Origin of the sequence: Lunatibacter salilacus (genome assembly GCF_009797935.1) — a bacterium.
GTDB lineage: Bacteria > Bacteroidota > Bacteroidia > Cytophagales > Cyclobacteriaceae > Lunatibacter > Lunatibacter salilacus.
In genome coordinates, this window is record NZ_VOLC01000002.1 from 254,548 (window position 1) to 272,184 (window position 17,637).

Sequence of the window (17,637 nt, forward strand, 5' to 3'; positions counted from 1 at the left end):
TGATTAAAGAAACAGTTTATGCCAGCTTCCCATTAACCATTTATTTAAAGGCTGAATTATTGACTGGGATTTTTGCATTGGTAGCCGATAGCAAACTATCCAAAAGGTGTTTTAATTCGGAAACTTTTTCCGGAAATTTCTCAGCCAAGTCCCTTCTTTCCCCCAGATCATTGAGGAGGTTATAGAGTGCTGATTTATCCTCCTCATAAAAATAAATCAACTTCCAATCTCCTTTTCTTACCGCAGAACCTGGTTTCCATGCACTCCCATGGTAATGGGGATAGTGCCAAAACAACAAATCCCTATCCACCGGGCCTTCTTGACGTAAGATGGGCAACAGGTTTTCACCGTCTTCCACATCATGTTCGATCTTAGCCAAGGACAATAGGGTGGTGAAAAAATCCATACTGACCACGGGAACGTCCTCCCTCCTGCCGGGAGTGGTCACTTCAGGACCTGAAATGATCAATGGAACACGTATACCCCCTTCATAACACCAGCCCTTTCCTGCCCGAAGCGGACCGTTGGCGGTAGGTGCGTTTTCTCTTAAAAGCGTGGAAAGCCCACCATTGTCACTGGTAAACACTACCCAAGTGTTTTTATCAAGCCCTTCTTTTTTCAATGTTTCAAGGATCCTTCCCACATTTTCGTCCATGGCCGCTACCATTGAAGCGTATGCGGCATTTTCCTGTAGCAGCTTGGTATACCCCTCCCCTTCAGGTTCATGGGGCACACCTTCAAGTCCTAAGGAAGCACGTTTCGCCTCAAATTTTTCAATATGGTCTTTCGCTGCCTGTATAGGAGTGTGGACAGTGTAGTAGGCAAGGTACAAAAAGAATGGATTGTCCCGGTTGTCCCGAATAAATTGAAGGCTCTCCGCTGTCAATCTGTCGGTAAGGTATTCCCCCTCCGGCCCATCTTCCAGCCTAGGGTTTCCGTATGGCGAAAAATATCCGTTGGAAACACCGGAAACAATCCGGGGCTGGCCTGCTTCCCAGCCACCGATATTGACATCAAAACCTTGGTGTTCCGGCCAGTAGGCCTCATCATGTCCCAAGTGCCATTTGCCTACAAAACCTGTTCGGTATCCATTTTCCTTCAACTTTTCCGCCAGGGTAGTTTCAGAAAGGGAAAGCTCATCCCGGTCCTGGGGGCCCAGCAAAGGTCGGTCCTTAGGGTCGTCGCCCGGGAGCCAGTCGGTAATGCCCACCCTGTTGGGGTGCTTCCCGGTGATAATCGCCGCACGCGTTGGACTGCATACCGGATGGGCGGCATAGGCCTGTGTGAATAGCACGCCTTCCCGTGCAAGCTGGTTTATATGGGGTGTTTCATAGAAACTTTCCGGAAAATTTGCCTGCACGTCCGCCCAACCCAAGTCATCTATTAGGATAAAAATGATATTGGGAGGACTCTCCTTGTCTTCTGAGCAGCTTAGAACAAAAGGGATCAGCAAAACCAAATAATGTAACTTCATTTAAATTGAATTTTATGGGGTTTCTACATCACTTCCCCACCAGTCATTACCGGGATCAAAATCCTTGGAAAGGAAATCCATCCGCTGTTTTTCCAGGGCTGGCCAGCGGACATTCACCACTCTTTCCAAGTATTGTTTTTCCTTCGCTTCATCATACATAGGGTCTTTTTCCGGAAACAAGGCTCCCACCTCATTCAGGTAGCCAAATAGTTGATCACTGAGTTGTGTTACTAAAGCCGTGTTATCTCCAGCCACATCGGTAGTTTCTTCCAAGTCCCTTTCCAGGTTGTACAATTCTTCGCGGCCGTCTTTATAATAATGAATCAGTTTCCATTCCCCCAGCCGAATGATGGAGGAAGGCTCCCCTCCCTGATTGCCATAATGGGGATAATGCCAGAAAAGTGGCCTTTCCTCGATGGTACCGCCGCGGAGCAGCGGTACGAGACTGACGCCATCTTGGTGTTCTTCGGGTTTCAAATCGGCACCCACCAGCTCAAGCAGTGTGGGGTAAAAATCCGTTCCCGTTACGGGCACATCAGATGTTTTTCCGGCGTTGTCCAACCAAGGCGTTTTAATAAAATAGGGCTCCAGAATTCCCCCTTCAAATTGATACCCCTTACCCCCACGCAAGGGAAGATTGGAAGTAGCAAAGGCATCTCCGGCAGAAACCCCGCCATTGTCTGAAGTAAATATTACAATGGTGTTTTTATCCAATCCAAGTTCCTCAAGGGTTTTCATGACCACTCCTACCGCATCATCCATAGTTTCCACCAAACCACCATAAACAGGATTGTCCTGTACCTGCCTTATGGGAAGGAAATGTCCCATTTCGAAACCACTTTCAGCAATACCCATTTCCTCAGCTTTGTCCCTGTATTTTGCCCATTTTTCCTTAGTGGTTTGGATAGGACCATGAACGGCGTAAAAAGAAAGAAAGGCAAAAAACGGTTCGTCTTTATGGTCTTTGATAAAAGCTGCAGTTTCATTGGCCAACCGCATCGTCAGGCTTTCCCCGTCAGGGCCACTTTCGAGATAGGGGTTTTCCCATGGCGCATAGTATCCGCCCATCGGACTGCCCTTGTCCCAGCCACCTTTGTTGATGTCAAAGCCATGGTCTTCGGGCAGTGAGCCTTCTCCTCCCAAATGCCATTTTCCGGCGAAAAAGGTCTTATATCCAGCAGCTTTCATGGCCTCAGGTAAAATTGTATAATCCAAGTCCAAGTGGTCCTTGTTCGGCGGAGGCAATAGTTTATTGAATCTTCCGGCCTCCCGCCAGGCTTCCCCGGTTTTGGCTCCTATCCAATCAGTGATTCCGTGCCGCGCCGGGAACTTCCCCGACATCAAACTGGCCCTTGAGGGGCTGCAAACCTGGCAGGTGGCATAGCCATTGGTAAAGATCATGCCTTCACCCGCTATTCGGTCGATATGGGGCGTTTCGTAATAGGCACTGCCCATGCAACTCAGGTCATGGTATCCGAGGTCATCGGCGAGGATAAAGAGGATATTGGGCTTTTTTTGTTGTTCCTTATCCTCCTGCTCCTGCTGACAGGAAGCCATCAGAAAGGCAGAGAACAGGATTAACGTGGTTTTTATGGTCATTGGTTGTTTCACTTTTGATAAATAATTCCGTCAGGACAGAGTTCTTTGGTACAAATAAAAACTGAATCAGGCAATTAATAAAATTTTTGGATAGCTAAAAATTAAATTAAAGATTTTATAAATCTGATACAAGCTTTTCAGGTACGAGTCAATGAGTTCTTTAGTAGTATCAGATTACCAATACATATAATGAATGACGCAATCGTTAATCAGGTGGGGTCCTCAACTAATTACAATATTACTGTTGTTCATTTTGCGTATAATCTACTCTGTCAAAGGACTTACTTCTATATCAACAGGTGCGGATTGGTACATAACCTCCCCTTGTTCATCGTATACGACGATTCTAAGATAATAAGCACCTGCTGCTTCAGGTTTCCATTCCAGCGATTTTCGGTTATTTTCCAGCGGTATTTGCTTGTCATTAGCCATTAGCACCAGCTTAGATATAGTGGTAGTATCTTGAAATAGGTGGGAAAATTTGATAGTCAATGGATTTCCTTCCTTAAAAACGTTACCATCATTCGGATAAACAATGGTGACGGAAGCTTGCTCCAACATTGCTCTATCCAATTGATAACCGGGAGTTGACATGCTTTTAAACATATTATATACTTCCGGATCGTCGGATTCGCCCTTGAATTCAAAAGGAATGTGCTGGTTTACGCCACTTTCCATAAAACCCCATCCGGCACCATGCAATACTGAATAAGCCAAAGCAGCAGCCCCCTCCTTGCCAATTTTATCATCCTCATTACAAACAATTGGTTTGCCGTATTTTTTCAATGGGTTGATTTTTTCCGCATAATCTTCCAGCGCTGTATTATTGAAATGAATCAGCAGAAAATCCGCAACGGATACCAATTCTTCGGGAAATCTGCCATGACCAAGACCACTGGTACTTACTAACAAATTAGGATGGACTGCTTTGGCTGCTTTCATCAGTTCGACCTGTCCTCCCTCGCTTACCAACCAATCACTGTCCGGCCATCCCTTGTAACCGCCATGTGGGTATTCATTGGCAATTTCCAATACTACATTGGTAAATCCCTCCTCGGCAATCCAATTGGCCGTATTTCGGACAGCTTCAATAATGGCCTGCTTATTTCCCAACGCATATTCATGGTCCCGCTGCCTTTGGTAAAAACAGGAAAGGATAATTGCCGCATCGTGTTTATCTGCTTCCCTAATCACTTTGGCTACCCTATCCAGGTAAGAATTCCTAAGTTTTCCATCCGGTTCAAAAGCGGTATTGATGGCCCCCTCATACCCTGGTAAACCTCCCTGAAGCGAAATGACAAAGGCATTCACACCGAGCTCCACATATTCGGGAATATGGTTGATAAATGTTTGGGTGTTTTCATCCGGATCAAAGGCATCCACTTGTTTTTTCCAGCCATTTCCCCGGTCCTCAAAAACTGCATTGACCATCCTTACATTCATCAACAAACCGGCTGCAGGTGAACCGGGGTTGGTAATTTCTCCATTAATCAACCATTTGTCACCATCTATGCTGACCTGAGTAAGGTTATCCCGCTTTTCCGGTGATTGACATGACCCACTAATAATCACAGATAAAACTACTACAGCAATAAAAATATGTTTAAAATTATTCATGCTTCAATAATTTTTTTAAAATTACCACAAAGCTTCCTGTGTCAATGGGTGGAACAAGGGTCAATTTTCCTCCACTTGAAACTAATTCTTTGCTTATCCATTCTCCATTGGCAACATCCAACCAATACAATTCAAAATCATCCGTGCCTTTTTTTAGGTCCAAATTAACCTCCCCTTCATGGGGAAAGTAGAGCACGTATTTTTCCCCTTCTTTTGCTGCCAGATAAGCCTCATTGGGTTCATTTTCCGACAACAGGTCCATCCGGGGGACAATTTCCCACATGTGTACTTTCTCTTCCAGTTTCCGAATGACCTTAATCGCCTTAATAGATTCATTATTTAATCCCAAGCCTGCTGGAGGCCGATGAAAACGGCTGCTGGCAAAACCACCCAGCACATTCCGGAAAAATGTCTGTATAGCATGTTCGTCATTAATCCCCCTGTTAATCCATGGACTGGTCTGACTGCCATAGATTTTTGTACTGTTTACTGGCCTTGGCTTGTCTTTGATATAATCAAAAATATATTGGGCATTGTCCCAATTCAGTTGACCAGTATTGTGACTGTTCTGGGACATATCTATATATTGGTATCGGTCTGTATGGTCCAAAGTTCTTTTGTGCATATCCGATTTAATATCCCAATCATCCCACATCTGAGTCAGGTAAACCTGTTTCTTCCCCGCATTTTGATGAATAAAATCCGCCCAAAAAACCGCCCACTCTTCTACCCCTTTGGTTTCATTGTCTATGCAATAAAGAACATTGTCGAAGTTTAGGGAAATGGAAAGCAATTTTTTCACAAAAGCTTCCTGATAGGGTAAAAGTACCTTGTTGTCCTGAAGGCTTGGGACGGTAAAAAAGAAAGGCTGCTTGTTGCTGCCGGGATGATCAGGGTACAGGCTATCTAAATTAGCTTCCTCATAGGTATAATTCACATTGTTTTTTGGATTATAGGGATCAGTTTTCCATTCCTCCCTTGCATGATCAAAACGGTCCCATATCTCTATTTGTACAATGATATCCCTTTCTTCTGCCCATTTCAAAAGATTTTCGAATTTTTCCCAATACGCTGGATTCCATCCTCTTAGATCATACTTCCCTTCTTCGTTTTTGTTAAATGCTTTTAAATCACCTTCATCTCTATCACTCATGGTATTTCGGACATAGTTCCCACCTATATCTGCCAGACTGTCCAGATGGGTTTTCAGGTTGTTGTTTTGAAACAGGTTGTCATTATCTGTGGCTCCCAACAATATGACAGGCAGTCCATTGTATTCCCAATAGCTGGGATTTTCCGACCATGGCCGGATTCCTGTTTGCTGATTTTCCGCTATGTTTTCTTTCTGGCTTTCCTTCTGGGCACAACTTGAGGTTACCAAAAGACAAAACAGTAGTAAGACATATTCAGTTAGCCTTGTGCTTGTTTTTATAGGTCTTCTCTTACCTAGATTCTCTTTTTCGTTATATGTGTTGTTCATGGTGATGGGTTTATCTGAATTGAGTCGTCTCGATTAAATGCCGCAAGGGAACATAAAATTATTTTTCGGAGGAGATTACTATCCGCTTGTAGGAGGTTAAAGCGGGTGTTCCATTGTCAGTTACCTCCAAGATTATATGGATACTTTCTCCGTTGTGAATATCAGGAACTTTAAATCTTACTTTTCCCCCTTCTTCCGCTTCAAACAAAATGAGCGTTTTCGGTTTGTGAATTTCCTCATATACATACCAATCAAAATGTAAATCATCTCCATCAGGATCATGACTTGAAGATGCGTCTAATTCTAAGATTTCCCCGTTGGATTTCTTAAGATATAGGGGTTCTTTATCTGCTGAGCCATTCAAAATAATAATGGGATTATGGTTGGCGTCTTCATAAGGTACAATTCCCCATTTAACCCTGGCCATAAAGTCATTCTGGAAGGCAGGCCTCCATCGGGCCACTGTGTGCCTTTCATTAAGTGTCCCTTTCAAAAAATCCGGCACATCAATGTATAAGGAATTCCTCAACAGCCTGTACCTTCCTCCCCATCCCCCGTATTCCGGCTTTTCAGGCACGTTTAATCCATTGGCAATCAATCCCAAAAAGGAAGGGGTATCACCTTCTTTCATACCATCCGTTCCGTGGCCGTGCAACTGGTATTTTTCTCCCAATGGGCTAATATGAATGTTTGATTTGACCCATTCCGCATTTTGTTTACTGACATCTCCGGTCATATACATGCCCCTGAATGCGGATAACTCCCTTACTCCGGTAAACCCATACCAAGCAAAACCGTTGGCAATAAAAGTTACATCCTTGAATTCATTTAAGATATAGTCCCTGTGCCGATCCTGGTCACCGATGGCATGCACTTGAATTTTTTTTGAGAACGATTTCAATTCCTCTTCACTTCTGTTTTGCTTTACCTTCCAGAGTGCTTGGGCCAATTCTCTCAGACCACCCCAAACAGGTATGTGAACAATACTTTGGGTACCATCCACCACCTTTATGATATGTTCAGAGGCTTCCGTATCCCATCCTTCTCCCAATTCTTTGTGGTTGCCTTGACCCTCTTTGACGAGGGTTTCAAGAAAATCGGGACTGGGAAAACCTTCCGAATGAAGGATAAGATTGGGGTAGACTTCCCTATATGCCTGTATTTGTGCGTGGATAAGCTCTGGTTTGATATCCTGCCCATGGCCCATCCTGCTGGTGGCACAGAGTCCTTTTATGTCAAAGTGGTCGGCATAGTGCAAGAACCTCGACAGGCTTTGTTCATCATCCGTGTCGCCACCGATGTCTGTGAGAACGATTACTTGGGGTTTCTCCTGAGCTAAAACAGGGAAGTTGAAAAATAAAAAGATATATAGAAGTTGGTACTTGGGGATCATCGTTAATTTTTTAGTATTGAAACTATTTATCAATGCGTATACTCATTCAACTGTGCGCACTAAATTTTACTTACCCATTTTCCGGCTTTAATTACCGGTGGATACCGCATAACTAACGCGCTTCGAAAAGATTCTTCATCCATAAAGCGCTTGTAAAACCACCCATGTTCACCCCGGTAAAGTCTCTAGTAGGAGGTATATACCACGATGGTATTCTTTGCCAATCCGGATTCATCCAGGTTATCCAGCACCTTCTCCACTCCCTGATATGCTTTCTAAATCTTAACAATTTGGTGCTTCTTAATAAAGTCCGGATCGATTGTAATGCCCAATCCTGGGCCGGTAGGTACTTTAATTTTTCCATCTTCTACTTTTAAGGGTGATGTTGGGCATTCAAATGGCACATGGGTACCCAAGCCATGGGTTTCGTGATGAGGACCGGCATTGGGAATGGCGGAAACAAAATGAATGTCATAAAGATAACCCAGCCCTCCCCCTGACATGTGGGGAACACAGGTTTTTCCAAATGCATCTGCCATCAAGGCAACTTTCATGGAACGGATATATCCTCCGAAATAATAGTTATCGGGTTGGACGATTTCAAGACCATCATTGGCAATAAGCCAGCGAAAATTGTAAAAGCTTTGGTCCTGCTCACCATTCGCAATGGGTATAGTAAGAGCATCGGAAACGGCTTTGATGTCTTCAAAATGCCAGTATAAAACAGGTTCCTCGAAGTAACTAAACTCGTACTCTTCCAACAGTCTTCCGATTTTTATGGCTCCCTCCACGTCATAATACCCATTTGAATCCGCATAAAGAGAAAAATCACTGCCATAATGTTCGCGTACCATCGGGATCAATTTTTCCGACTTTCCGGGCAACCCCGCATAATTTATATCCGTGGTCCCCGCATGAAGGTATCCAATTTTGATTTTTACTGCGTTTACATCATATTGAGCCACCGTTTCCTTGATTTTTTCAAAATGTTCCTCAAGGGGTAAATGACGGAATTCAGTAGCCATATACACTGGAACTTCTGTATTATGAATATCGCCAATAAGCTGTCCCATGGACTTATTGGAAATTTTCCCCAGCATGTCAAGTATTGCAAATTCAATGGTTGCCAGTGGAATGCCGAGAGACCTTCCATTATACCTAAAATTAAACTTATAATAATATACCCTCTCTAAAATAAGATCCAGTTCCCGGGCATCCTGACCAATGAAAAAAGGCTGCAGATTAGTAACAAACATTGGCCAAAGTACGCTGAGTTCTGCATGACCCACCGATATTCCCTCTGCCCCATCCTGGGAACGAACCCGGCAAATAAAGCTGTTCTCAGATCGTAACAGCTCCAAAGTTTCTATTATAATTGGAGTAGTAAACAATTCTTTTTTTAATATTGGCGTATTCAATATCTCATCAAGCCTTGCATATTTGGAGATTAAATTAGTCCCGGAATCATCTTTTAAATCATTTGCGCAAGAGGATAGGCCTAATGATGATGCTGACAAACCACCCAGCATCGCATTGGAAATAAATTTTCGTCTATTGTTTTTCATAATTTCTATTTTGGGTTGAAGGCTCGAAGATAGATTTTTTGGCAATGTCAATATCCCGTGTAACTTGGGGGCTGAGGGAAAAGGTTTTCCCCTATACCCTGACCATACCTGGAATCGAAAGCACTGCTGAAAATATCATCCGAAGCATCCGGCTGGTACAACAACCTGCCCCATACTTTATAAAACAACCATTGTTGTCCAAAGGCATATTGCCAGGTTTTTATGGAGGAAGGTTGGTGGGAGTAATCTATTGCCGGGATATATTTGCTTGATGATGTTGATCGTTCCAATCGAATTTAGCTATTCTCTTTTGATCTTTTTTAACGGAAATTCATCATGTTCTGTCCTTGCATTGTCTAACATACCAGTCAACTTGTGCAGGACTTGGGGGAAGTTAGCGGCTAAATTTTTACTTTCTAAGGGGTCTTTTTCCAAATCATAAAGTTCGACCGATGACTCAAATTTCTTTACAATCTTCCATTCACCACTGCGAACGGCTTGGATCGGACCCTCGGCCTCATTAAACTCCCAGTAGAGATAGTCGTGTTCCTGCTGACTTCCTTTGTCACCCAATAAGGTCGGCAAGTAGGAAATCCCTGTAGAGACAGCTTCGGGTTGTAATCCGGCCAATTCGCAGACAGTAGGCAAAAAATCCCAAAATGCGGAAACATGGTCTGACCTTGATCCTGCTTCAATTTTATCCGTCCACTTGGCAATAAAAGGAACCCGGATTCCCCCTTCATACAAGTCTCTTTTCATTCCTCTAAATCCACCGTTGCTGTTAAAAAACCCATTATCATATACCGGACCATTGTCACTTGTAAAAATTACCAGCGTATTTTCCTCCAAACCCAATTCTTTCAATAAATCCAAGACTCTGCCGACATCCCGATCCAGTCTTGAAACCATGCCGGCATAGGTGACATTCCCTTCCTCATCATGGTGGTAGTGTCCTGCTTTCATCTGCCTTTCAGGCCATCCCTTTTCCAAATAGGGCAATTTTGAATCTTCCGGTACGGTAAGTTCGTAATGGGGGACAGTGTATGACAACATCAGAAAAAAGGACGTATCTTGATTGGCTTTGATAAAGTTGAGGGATTCTTCCGTGAATAAATCATGGGTATATTGTCCAATTTTCTGATCGGTTACATTACCCTCCAGCAGCACCTTATCCCGGTTTCTCCATACAAATTCCGGGTAATAGTGGTGCGCCTCCACATGGGTTCTATATCCATAGAAATAGTCGAAGCCTTGGTCGAGGGGATGCCCGGTGGTAAAGGTTTCATCCATGCCCCACTTACCGATAATGCCGTTGACATAGCCTGCTCTTTTCAGTTCTTTGCCGATGGTAATGTCTTGGGGTTGCAGGTCAACAGGATTGCCGCTCTGGGTCCAAGTGGGATTGCCTCTAACCCTTGTTCTCCCGGTGTGTTGCCCGGTTAAGAGTACTGACCTCGATGGGCCACAAACCGTAGAGCCCGCATAGTGCTGTGTGAAAACCATTCCCTCTGTTGCCAAACGGTCGATATTAGGCGTTTGAATATGCTCCTGTCCATTGAAACCCACATCCCCATAGCCTAGATCATCCGCCATGATGTAGATGATATTTGGATGTGTTGTATTTATTGTATCCTCACTTTGATGACAGGAAGTTGCTAATGAAAGTGTAATCAGGCCCAGAAATAAGTAATTGGATAGTGGAGCGATTTTGAGGTGTAGGGATTTTTGAGGCATAAGGCTTAAGTGGTAAGTGATAAGTTTTTTAAGTTAAAGATTTGATAAGTCCACGGATTATTTTTGAAACTTCATCTGCCTTCATTATAAGATTTTCCTTTTGCTCAACAGAAATGTAGGTTAGTTTTTCGGCTAGGTGTAGCATCGATTTTACTTCGCTACAGGAGGCTATTGCTATGTATAAAAACCGTTTAAAATCGGCAGGAGAGCTTCTGTCAAACCCTTCCGCAATGTTATTGGAAACAGAAACCACTGCCCTACAAATTTGGTCTCTAAATCCAAAATCCTTCGTGGTCCGAAAAACCGCATAAATTTCTACGGCTAAATCCTGTGCTTTCTGCCAAGCAACTATATCCTCAAATTTTTGAATCGCCATTCTATAGATCTTTCTGCTTCAATTATACTTCTTGTCGTCGGATAAAAATCCACATGAGTGACGGGAAAATCGGATTTACTACCGGGTTCTATTTTATCGGGTTTGTCATCGCCGTTTTCATCGGTATAAACTATTATGGAAGGTCCGCTGGAAACGATGATTTTATTGCCAATTACTGATATACCCAAGGGTGCGGTCAGATCCTTGTCCTGCACAAATCCCTTGGAGCTCTCAGCTATGCCATCACCGTCTTTATCTTCGAGAATAACCACACGGTCTCCTTTCTCATGGGTTTTGAAGTTTTCGGAATCATTGCGGAACAATCTATAATTTACAGCTTCAGTTACCCATATCCTGCCTCTTGCATCTACATCCATTTTTGTAGGGTTAAAGAATTGGGGGGATTCTGCCCATAAGGTAGCCTCCAAATCTTCCGGCAAATACAGTTGTGTACTATCGGAGTAGTATTTCTCACCCAAGGAAAATTCCTCCTCTACCGGTGATTCTTTGCAGCCGATGATTATGGTGGTCATAATTGCCGAAAACAATATCCCGGCCACTGTACTTTTCAATTTGACCAAATTTTTTATTGTGTTTGAAATAAATTTAAAATGCAGAATAAATCTTAACCTTCAATTTAAATACAAAATATATTAGGTTTAGATATTTGGGCAATTTATCCACAAAAGGAAAGACAACCTATAATATATTCGTAAACGGAATGGTAGCCATCAATAAGTGCTTTTTACAAACACACGCCTTGCATTGCTCCAAAGGGTGCTAAGTATTTTTTGGTTGCATTACTCACTTTTTCATTGCGCCCTCTGCGGATTCTTAGCGGCCTTTGCGGTTAAACTTGATTTTCGTCCTAATGATAAACAGCCAAGTATTTATTTTGAAAGCCCGGTCCAGACCAGGTTAGCTCCAACTTTGGGGCTTCATTATTGTCCAATAGTTTTGTAACTATTTTAATCGGATGAAACCCTTTTTCCAAGATTATTTCCGAAGTACCTACCCCTTTGGCCAATTTTGCATGATCATCATCTATGATCAAAGCCTCATGGACATGCATCACTAACCCTCCGTTGGTTTGGAAACTGATTTCGTATTCTCCGGTATTCTCCACTTTTAAAAACCCTTCATAAACCAAAACATTATTTTCATTTCCCCTGGGGATAGCTTCAATTTTGGATAATACAACACTCTCTTTCGGTGCTTCCAACCCCGTATTGATATAAGGCACCCATGGGGAATTTACTTTGTATTTGGAAACCTTAATACCTTCCGCCACTTCTCTTTCAGGTACCACGGCAGGAACAGGCTCATTGTCATAAGGCCGTTCTGCTGAGGCATTATACCTTCTCCAGCGCAAAACGGAATTTTTCATTTCATTTTGAAGCGTAACGAACTCTTCATTTGTACCGGCAAGATTGTTTAATTCGCCGGGATCGTTTTTTGTGTCAAAAATATTGAAATCATCTTCATGGGATGAAATATTGTACCGTATTCCTTTATAACCATCCAAATATAAAACCTGCATTTCTCCCCTTTTTTGCCCTCTTCGGGATTCAAGAAAGCTTTCATAGTTAGAAGTATTGGTATTGTTGAAGTATTCGATGTAAACCTTTCCTCCTTGGATATTGGCGTTTCCCGATAAGATGGGCCAAAGTGATCTTCCATCTGTATTGGCGGGGGCGGGGACACCACCTACCTCCGCAAATGTCGGCAGCCAGTCATGGAATCCGCTGGGAGTATCATTTTGGGTGGATTTTTTAATTTTTCCCGGCCACCTTACCAGGGTTGGAACCCGGATTCCTCCTTCCCAGGTATCCCTTTTGGTGCCGTCCATATTGGCGAAGCTTTCAAAAAAAGTAGGGGCATAATTCCCATATCCGTAGGATTCCAAGTGAGGTCCGTTGTCCGAGGTAAATACGATGAGGGTTTCCCCGTCAATGGCCAAATCTTGTAGCAGTTGAACCAGATCTCCCACCGCATTGTCGATACGCCGAACCATGCTGGCGTGGCGTTGTTGGACTTCCGGCCAATTCTCGTTTCTATATTCAGGATGAATAAAGCTGTCAACCTCACCCTGTGCCGTATTGATGAAATTTCCTTTTTCTCCGATGTATTGCAAACCACCACTTATTCCACCTCCCGAAGGATAGGACATGCTGGGAACCTCCAAGCCTGCATGTGGAGTATCATAGGCGAGGTACATGAAAAAGGGTTGGTCATTATTTGCATTTTTATGGTCTTGAATGTATTTTTTTGCCCTTGCGGTAAATAGGTCAGTGGTATAACATCCCGCCAAATTGCCGGATATTTCCGTATTGCCATCATATAACTCCATCGGTCCCCGATCAGCCACATGGTGGGCGGGGTAGTGATTGTGACCATCCCGATGCCGTACATAACCGAAGAAATAGTCAAAACCTCTTTTGGTCGGATAGGCTTCCCATGTTGCCGGACTTGTTCCTTCCAACCCCTGAAGTCCATATTTGCCTATTAATGCCGTTGCGTAGCCGGCTTCCTTAAGTACGGTAGCCAAGTTATGGTTGTCGGGGAGGGCTTTGTCGAATTGGTTGTTCCGGATTTCGGCATGACCTTGATGTAAGCCAAGCAGAAGCGTTGCCCTGGAGGGGGCACAAACCGGTGCCGGCGCATAATGTCTTGTCAAAATCATTCCCTCGGAAGCGATTCTGTCCAGGTTGGGGGTACTGTGGTAAGGTTTACCGGCTGCCTTACGCTGATTTTGGAATAAAATACCCAAATCACCATAACCCAAATCATCGGTAAGGATAAAAATTATATTGGGTTTTTTAGCGACTACGCTTTTTCCAAACACGTAGTTGGAAACCGAGAGGCCAGTAAATATTATCAGAATTATTAAGATAGGTATCTTATTCATTAAGGCTTTCATTTATCAGGTTTATTTCAAATTCTTTGTCATAAAGTGGATTCCTCTGGCTCGGGACAGGGGCATTGACTCCCTCTCTCCAATTATTGAGCATTCCAATCATGCGGTCCCTAATTTCTAGTTGACTTTCAGCTAGGTTATCTATTTCTCCCGGATCTTCCTCCAGGTCATAAAGCTCGTAATCACCATCCTCGAAATAATGATGCAGTTTCCATTTCCCCTTTCTGACCACCGATCCGGGGCGGGTTCTGAACAAGGGGTCTTTACCATCATCTTCCTTCGGATTATACGCCTGAAGGTAAATGGGGAAATGCCAAAAGAGCGGCCGTTCATCCATGGCTTCCTGACGGAACAGGGGACTGATATCCCAACCGTCCATAACGTCTTCCGGTCGTTGTTCTCCGCCTACAATACTTCGAATGGTAGGATAAAAATCCATCTGTGTTACCGGAAAATCGGATTTACTTCCCGCAGGTATATTACCGGGCCAACGCACAATCAAAGGCACCCGGATACCGCCTTCATAGTAAGATCCCTTTCCTGCCCTCAGGGGAGTTTGGTAAGAAATGTCACGGATACCCCCGTTATCAGAAGTGAAAATCAAAAATGTGTTTTCCGTAAGGTTTAACTCATCCAACACCCCCAACAACTTTCCGATATTTTCATCGACGGAGGCTACCATGGCCGCATAATCCGCTCGGTCCTGCCCTCCGGAACCCGGCTTATTTTCAAACTTTTCAACAAGCTCCTTTTTACCCATAATGGGTGTATGAACGGAATAAAATGGAAGGTAGAGAAAAAATGGGTTCCCCTTGTTTTCCTCCACGAATTTAATGGCTTCAGTGGTCAGTCTGTCGGTAAGATATTCGCCATCTGGTCCATTTTCTATAAAATCAATTTTATACGGACTAAAATATCCCTTCCGACCTGGATTTCCGTGATAACTTCCACCAACATTGACATGGAAGCCATGTTGCAACGGGTCTTTGTTGATGTGCCACTTTCCGAAAGTCCCATTTTTATATCCATTATCCTTTAGCATCATTGCCAGGGTGTAGATCGAATCCGGTAGAAAATCCCTGTTTGGTGTGGGAATAATTTTACGGGTCTTTGCATTACCTCTCTCGGAATCATCCACCGTATACACCCCGTGTTTAGGGGTATTCATGCCACTCATCATACAGGCCCTGCTTGGGGCACAGTTTGCAGCAGCGGCATAGGCATGGTAAAAAACTATGCCCTCGCCTGCAAGTTTATCCAAGTTTGGAGTTTCATAATAGTTGCTGCCCATAAAGCCCAAGTCCCGCCAACCTAGGTCATCCACATTGATTAGGATGATATTGGGTTTACTTTTAGCTTCGCAAGAAAGAAGCTTGGAAATTAGGAGAAAGACAATAAAAAACCCCGTATTATAACTTTTCATTTTTTTACTAACTACGGTGTAACTTGATACCGATCATTGGAGAGATAGTGGTTTCACAGGTTTGGATATACCCTATCTTGCTCCTTTAGGCCAAGCACTCTCACATGGTATTTATTCTTTGGCCCCGGCTGCCCACCGGATCATCCGCATCAGGTGCTGCTCCCCAAATTGGGTTTCCAGGGGCCGCAAATCATGCCCGATCATGGTGTAGGCAAAGCGCCCGCCTTCAAACTCCCGCACCCACGCCATCGGATGGTCTTTCCCCATTGGTTTTCCTCCGCTTTTTTTGAACTGAGGGCGGACCGGGTCATACGTAGTTTCATCCAAGGTCAGCAGGACGGTCACCCCGGGAAGGCCGCGCACACTGCGCTTGAAGTTCAGCCAATCCCCATCAAGCGTAAAGGCTGCCGGCAGCCCCTGCACCAGCCAATGGCTTCCGGCGGCCGGATCGACCGCCACCCGGGCGGGAACATACTCCGAATCGCTATCAAAATCAGTTCCGAAAAGCTGGCTATACCAATCCCAAGTGTCGTGATGGACGCCTGCTGCATGCATGGCTACCAAACCCTTTCCCGACCTATACCACCGGATAAACGCATCCTGCTGCGTTGCATCCAGGGACTTGCCAATATCGGTTGTGCTGATCAACAGTACCACATCGTACGCAGCGAGCTTCGCATCGGTGAAGTCTTCGGCATCTTCGGTGACCTCTACCTCAAAGCCATAGACATTACCCAGGTGTACAAGGTGGTCGTTAATCATGGGGATGGCCGGGTGCCGGTACCACGACGTTTTGGAGAACACCAGCATCTTTTTAGGTAGCCCTTTCAAGGTCTTGATTTCAGCCTCTGCCTGTACCTCGCCACCCAGATAGAGACATGCGTTCTCCAGGATCTTCAGCGGCTCAGGTTCGGTAAATACCCGGTACGTTTCGTGGCCGGGCCGGAAGTAAAAAACGTGTCCGCGGCCCAGTCTCCAGGTCATGCCGCTCCGAAAGGACTCTCCTCCGGTCCAGGTCTCACGCAAAATAACCTCATCAGGCGCCGGAACGTGGAACGGCTCGTCATACATTTCTGTTTCGGGGAGCGTAAACGTGGCCGGCACGTCCTGAACAATCGGATGTTCGGGGAGCAGCACCCGCACCGTGCTCGGCTGCATCGGAGTGCAGCAGGCCGGAAAAACGCTGGTAGGCCGCTCCAGCAATACATGCCAGTGGCCATTTGGCCGCTTTTCAAGGCGGGTATCAAAACGCGGACTCTCACGGCGGCTCGGCATAACGTTGCTGCGCCACTGTATGAACTCCGGAATGACCTTGTCCCGTTCCCGGATTGGCAGCATGTTAACTACATCCTGAATCGCGCGCTCCTCCATGGCAGTGCGGAAAGGCAGGGCCCAATGCGCCGAGTGCAGCGCAATCAATGAAAGCCGTCCCTCCTTTACCCGGTCCACGATCGCCTGTGCCGTTTCTTGGGGCACATCCTCATGCTGCACATGACCCCACCAGATAAGGACATCCGTCTCGTCAAGAACTTCCTTGGAAAGTCCTTGTCCGGGCTGATTGAGGTTGGCCGAGGTTACAAGCAGGTTGGGGTTTTGCTGCAGGTGTTGCGCCAGATGGTTGCCCAAGAAATCTGGATATACCTTCTTCTGCTCAAGCTGCTGTTCGTCCCAGACCAGTACGCGGATGGGCTTTGTCAGGTCATTATCAACCTTGCCTTTGGATGCAGAGATATTTTCTTGGGCAAACAGACCAACCTGGCAACTGAAGAAGATTAGCGCCCCGAACAGTAGGGTTACGCGAAAAAAACGAGCTGAATAATCGTTGCATAGGGCCTGGATATAGGCTTTTGGAAAGGCAGGTAATTTGGGCATATCTTCTGTTTCTGATTTTGGTAAATTTCTATTTTTTAGTACTACTACTTTTGGGGGCATTTCTGCCAACAAGCAGATATTGCTCTACTTTACATGAGTACCACCATTCCCAAATCTTGTTCCGATCCTTGAACTACCACCTTGGCCCCTTCATGTGCAAAGCGGATGGCTATTACATTTCCAATTC

12 protein-coding genes and 2 pseudogenes are annotated in these 17,637 nt (G+C 44.7%); 1 reads left to right on the forward strand and 13 read right to left on the reverse strand.

Going from position 1 to position 17,637, the window contains the following annotated elements:
- Positions 1-40 precede the first annotated feature (40 nt).
- From FQ608_RS03890 to FQ608_RS03915, 7 genes and pseudogenes are all read right to left on the reverse strand, one after another.
- Positions 41-1,474, reverse strand: a complete 1,434-nt coding sequence (locus tag FQ608_RS03890; protein WP_158856490.1) for a sulfatase — start codon at positions 1,472-1,474, stop codon at positions 41-43.
- Between the two features lie 12 nt (positions 1,475-1,486).
- Positions 1,487-3,073, reverse strand: coding sequence for a sulfatase (locus FQ608_RS03895; RefSeq protein WP_158856491.1), 1,587 nt, complete (start codon positions 3,071-3,073; stop codon positions 1,487-1,489).
- A gap of 264 nt (positions 3,074-3,337) precedes the next feature.
- Positions 3,338-4,690: a hypothetical protein gene (locus tag FQ608_RS03900; RefSeq protein WP_158856492.1), complete on the reverse strand. Its 1,353-nt coding sequence runs from the start codon at positions 4,688-4,690 to the stop codon at positions 3,338-3,340.
- A complete protein-coding gene (locus tag FQ608_RS03905; RefSeq protein WP_158856493.1) occupies positions 4,683-6,170 on the reverse strand; it encodes a putative collagen-binding domain-containing protein in 1,488 nt (495 codons plus the stop codon). Before FQ608_RS03905 ends, FQ608_RS03900 begins: the two co-directional genes overlap by 8 nt.
- Before the next feature lie 58 nt (positions 6,171-6,228).
- The gene (locus tag FQ608_RS03910) at positions 6,229-7,563 is read right to left on the reverse strand and encodes a DUF1593 domain-containing protein (RefSeq protein ID WP_158856494.1); all 1,335 of its coding nucleotides are present in this window, start codon (positions 7,561-7,563) and stop codon (positions 6,229-6,231) included.
- 59 nt (positions 7,564-7,622) lie between these two features.
- Positions 7,623-7,724, reverse strand: a pseudogene (locus FQ608_RS27985) (sulfatase/phosphatase domain-containing protein); the annotation flags it as partial.
- Positions 7,725-7,838: 114 nt separating this feature from the next.
- Positions 7,839-9,128: a mandelate racemase/muconate lactonizing enzyme family protein gene (locus tag FQ608_RS03915; RefSeq protein ID WP_158856495.1), complete on the reverse strand. Its 1,290-nt coding sequence runs from the start codon at positions 9,126-9,128 to the stop codon at positions 7,839-7,841.
- A gap of 44 nt (positions 9,129-9,172) precedes the next feature.
- Here FQ608_RS03915 and FQ608_RS03920 point away from each other — a divergent pair, with 44 nt between their 5' ends.
- Positions 9,173-9,400: a hypothetical protein gene (locus FQ608_RS03920; RefSeq protein WP_158856496.1), complete on the forward strand. Its 228-nt coding sequence runs from the start codon at positions 9,173-9,175 to the stop codon at positions 9,398-9,400.
- 28 nt (positions 9,401-9,428) lie between these two features.
- Here FQ608_RS03920 and FQ608_RS03925 read toward each other — a convergent pair whose 3' ends face one another.
- The 6 genes and pseudogenes from FQ608_RS03925 to FQ608_RS03950 form a co-directional block, all read right to left on the reverse strand.
- Positions 9,429-10,862 carry an arylsulfatase gene (locus FQ608_RS03925; protein WP_158856497.1) on the reverse strand — a complete coding sequence of 478 codons (1,434 nt, stop codon included), beginning with the start codon at positions 10,860-10,862 and terminating at the stop codon, positions 9,429-9,431.
- A gap of 28 nt (positions 10,863-10,890) precedes the next feature.
- Positions 10,891-11,238, reverse strand: a complete 348-nt coding sequence (locus FQ608_RS03930) for a four helix bundle protein (protein ID WP_158856498.1) — start codon at positions 11,236-11,238, stop codon at positions 10,891-10,893.
- 86 nt (positions 11,239-11,324) lie between these two features.
- Positions 11,325-11,771: pseudogene (locus FQ608_RS27990) on the reverse strand (DUF7133 domain-containing protein); the annotation flags it as partial.
- A gap of 335 nt (positions 11,772-12,106) precedes the next feature.
- Positions 12,107-14,146, reverse strand: a complete 2,040-nt coding sequence (locus FQ608_RS03940; RefSeq protein WP_158856499.1) for a sulfatase-like hydrolase/transferase — start codon at positions 14,144-14,146, stop codon at positions 12,107-12,109.
- Positions 14,139-15,578: a sulfatase gene (locus tag FQ608_RS03945; RefSeq protein WP_158856500.1), complete on the reverse strand. Its 1,440-nt coding sequence runs from the start codon at positions 15,576-15,578 to the stop codon at positions 14,139-14,141. The genes FQ608_RS03940 and FQ608_RS03945 overlap by 8 nt, the downstream gene beginning before the upstream one ends.
- A 111-nt stretch (positions 15,579-15,689) precedes the next feature.
- Positions 15,690-17,450: a ThuA domain-containing protein gene (locus FQ608_RS03950; RefSeq protein WP_158856501.1), complete on the reverse strand. Its 1,761-nt coding sequence runs from the start codon at positions 17,448-17,450 to the stop codon at positions 15,690-15,692.
- Positions 17,451-17,637: the final 187 nt, after the last annotated feature.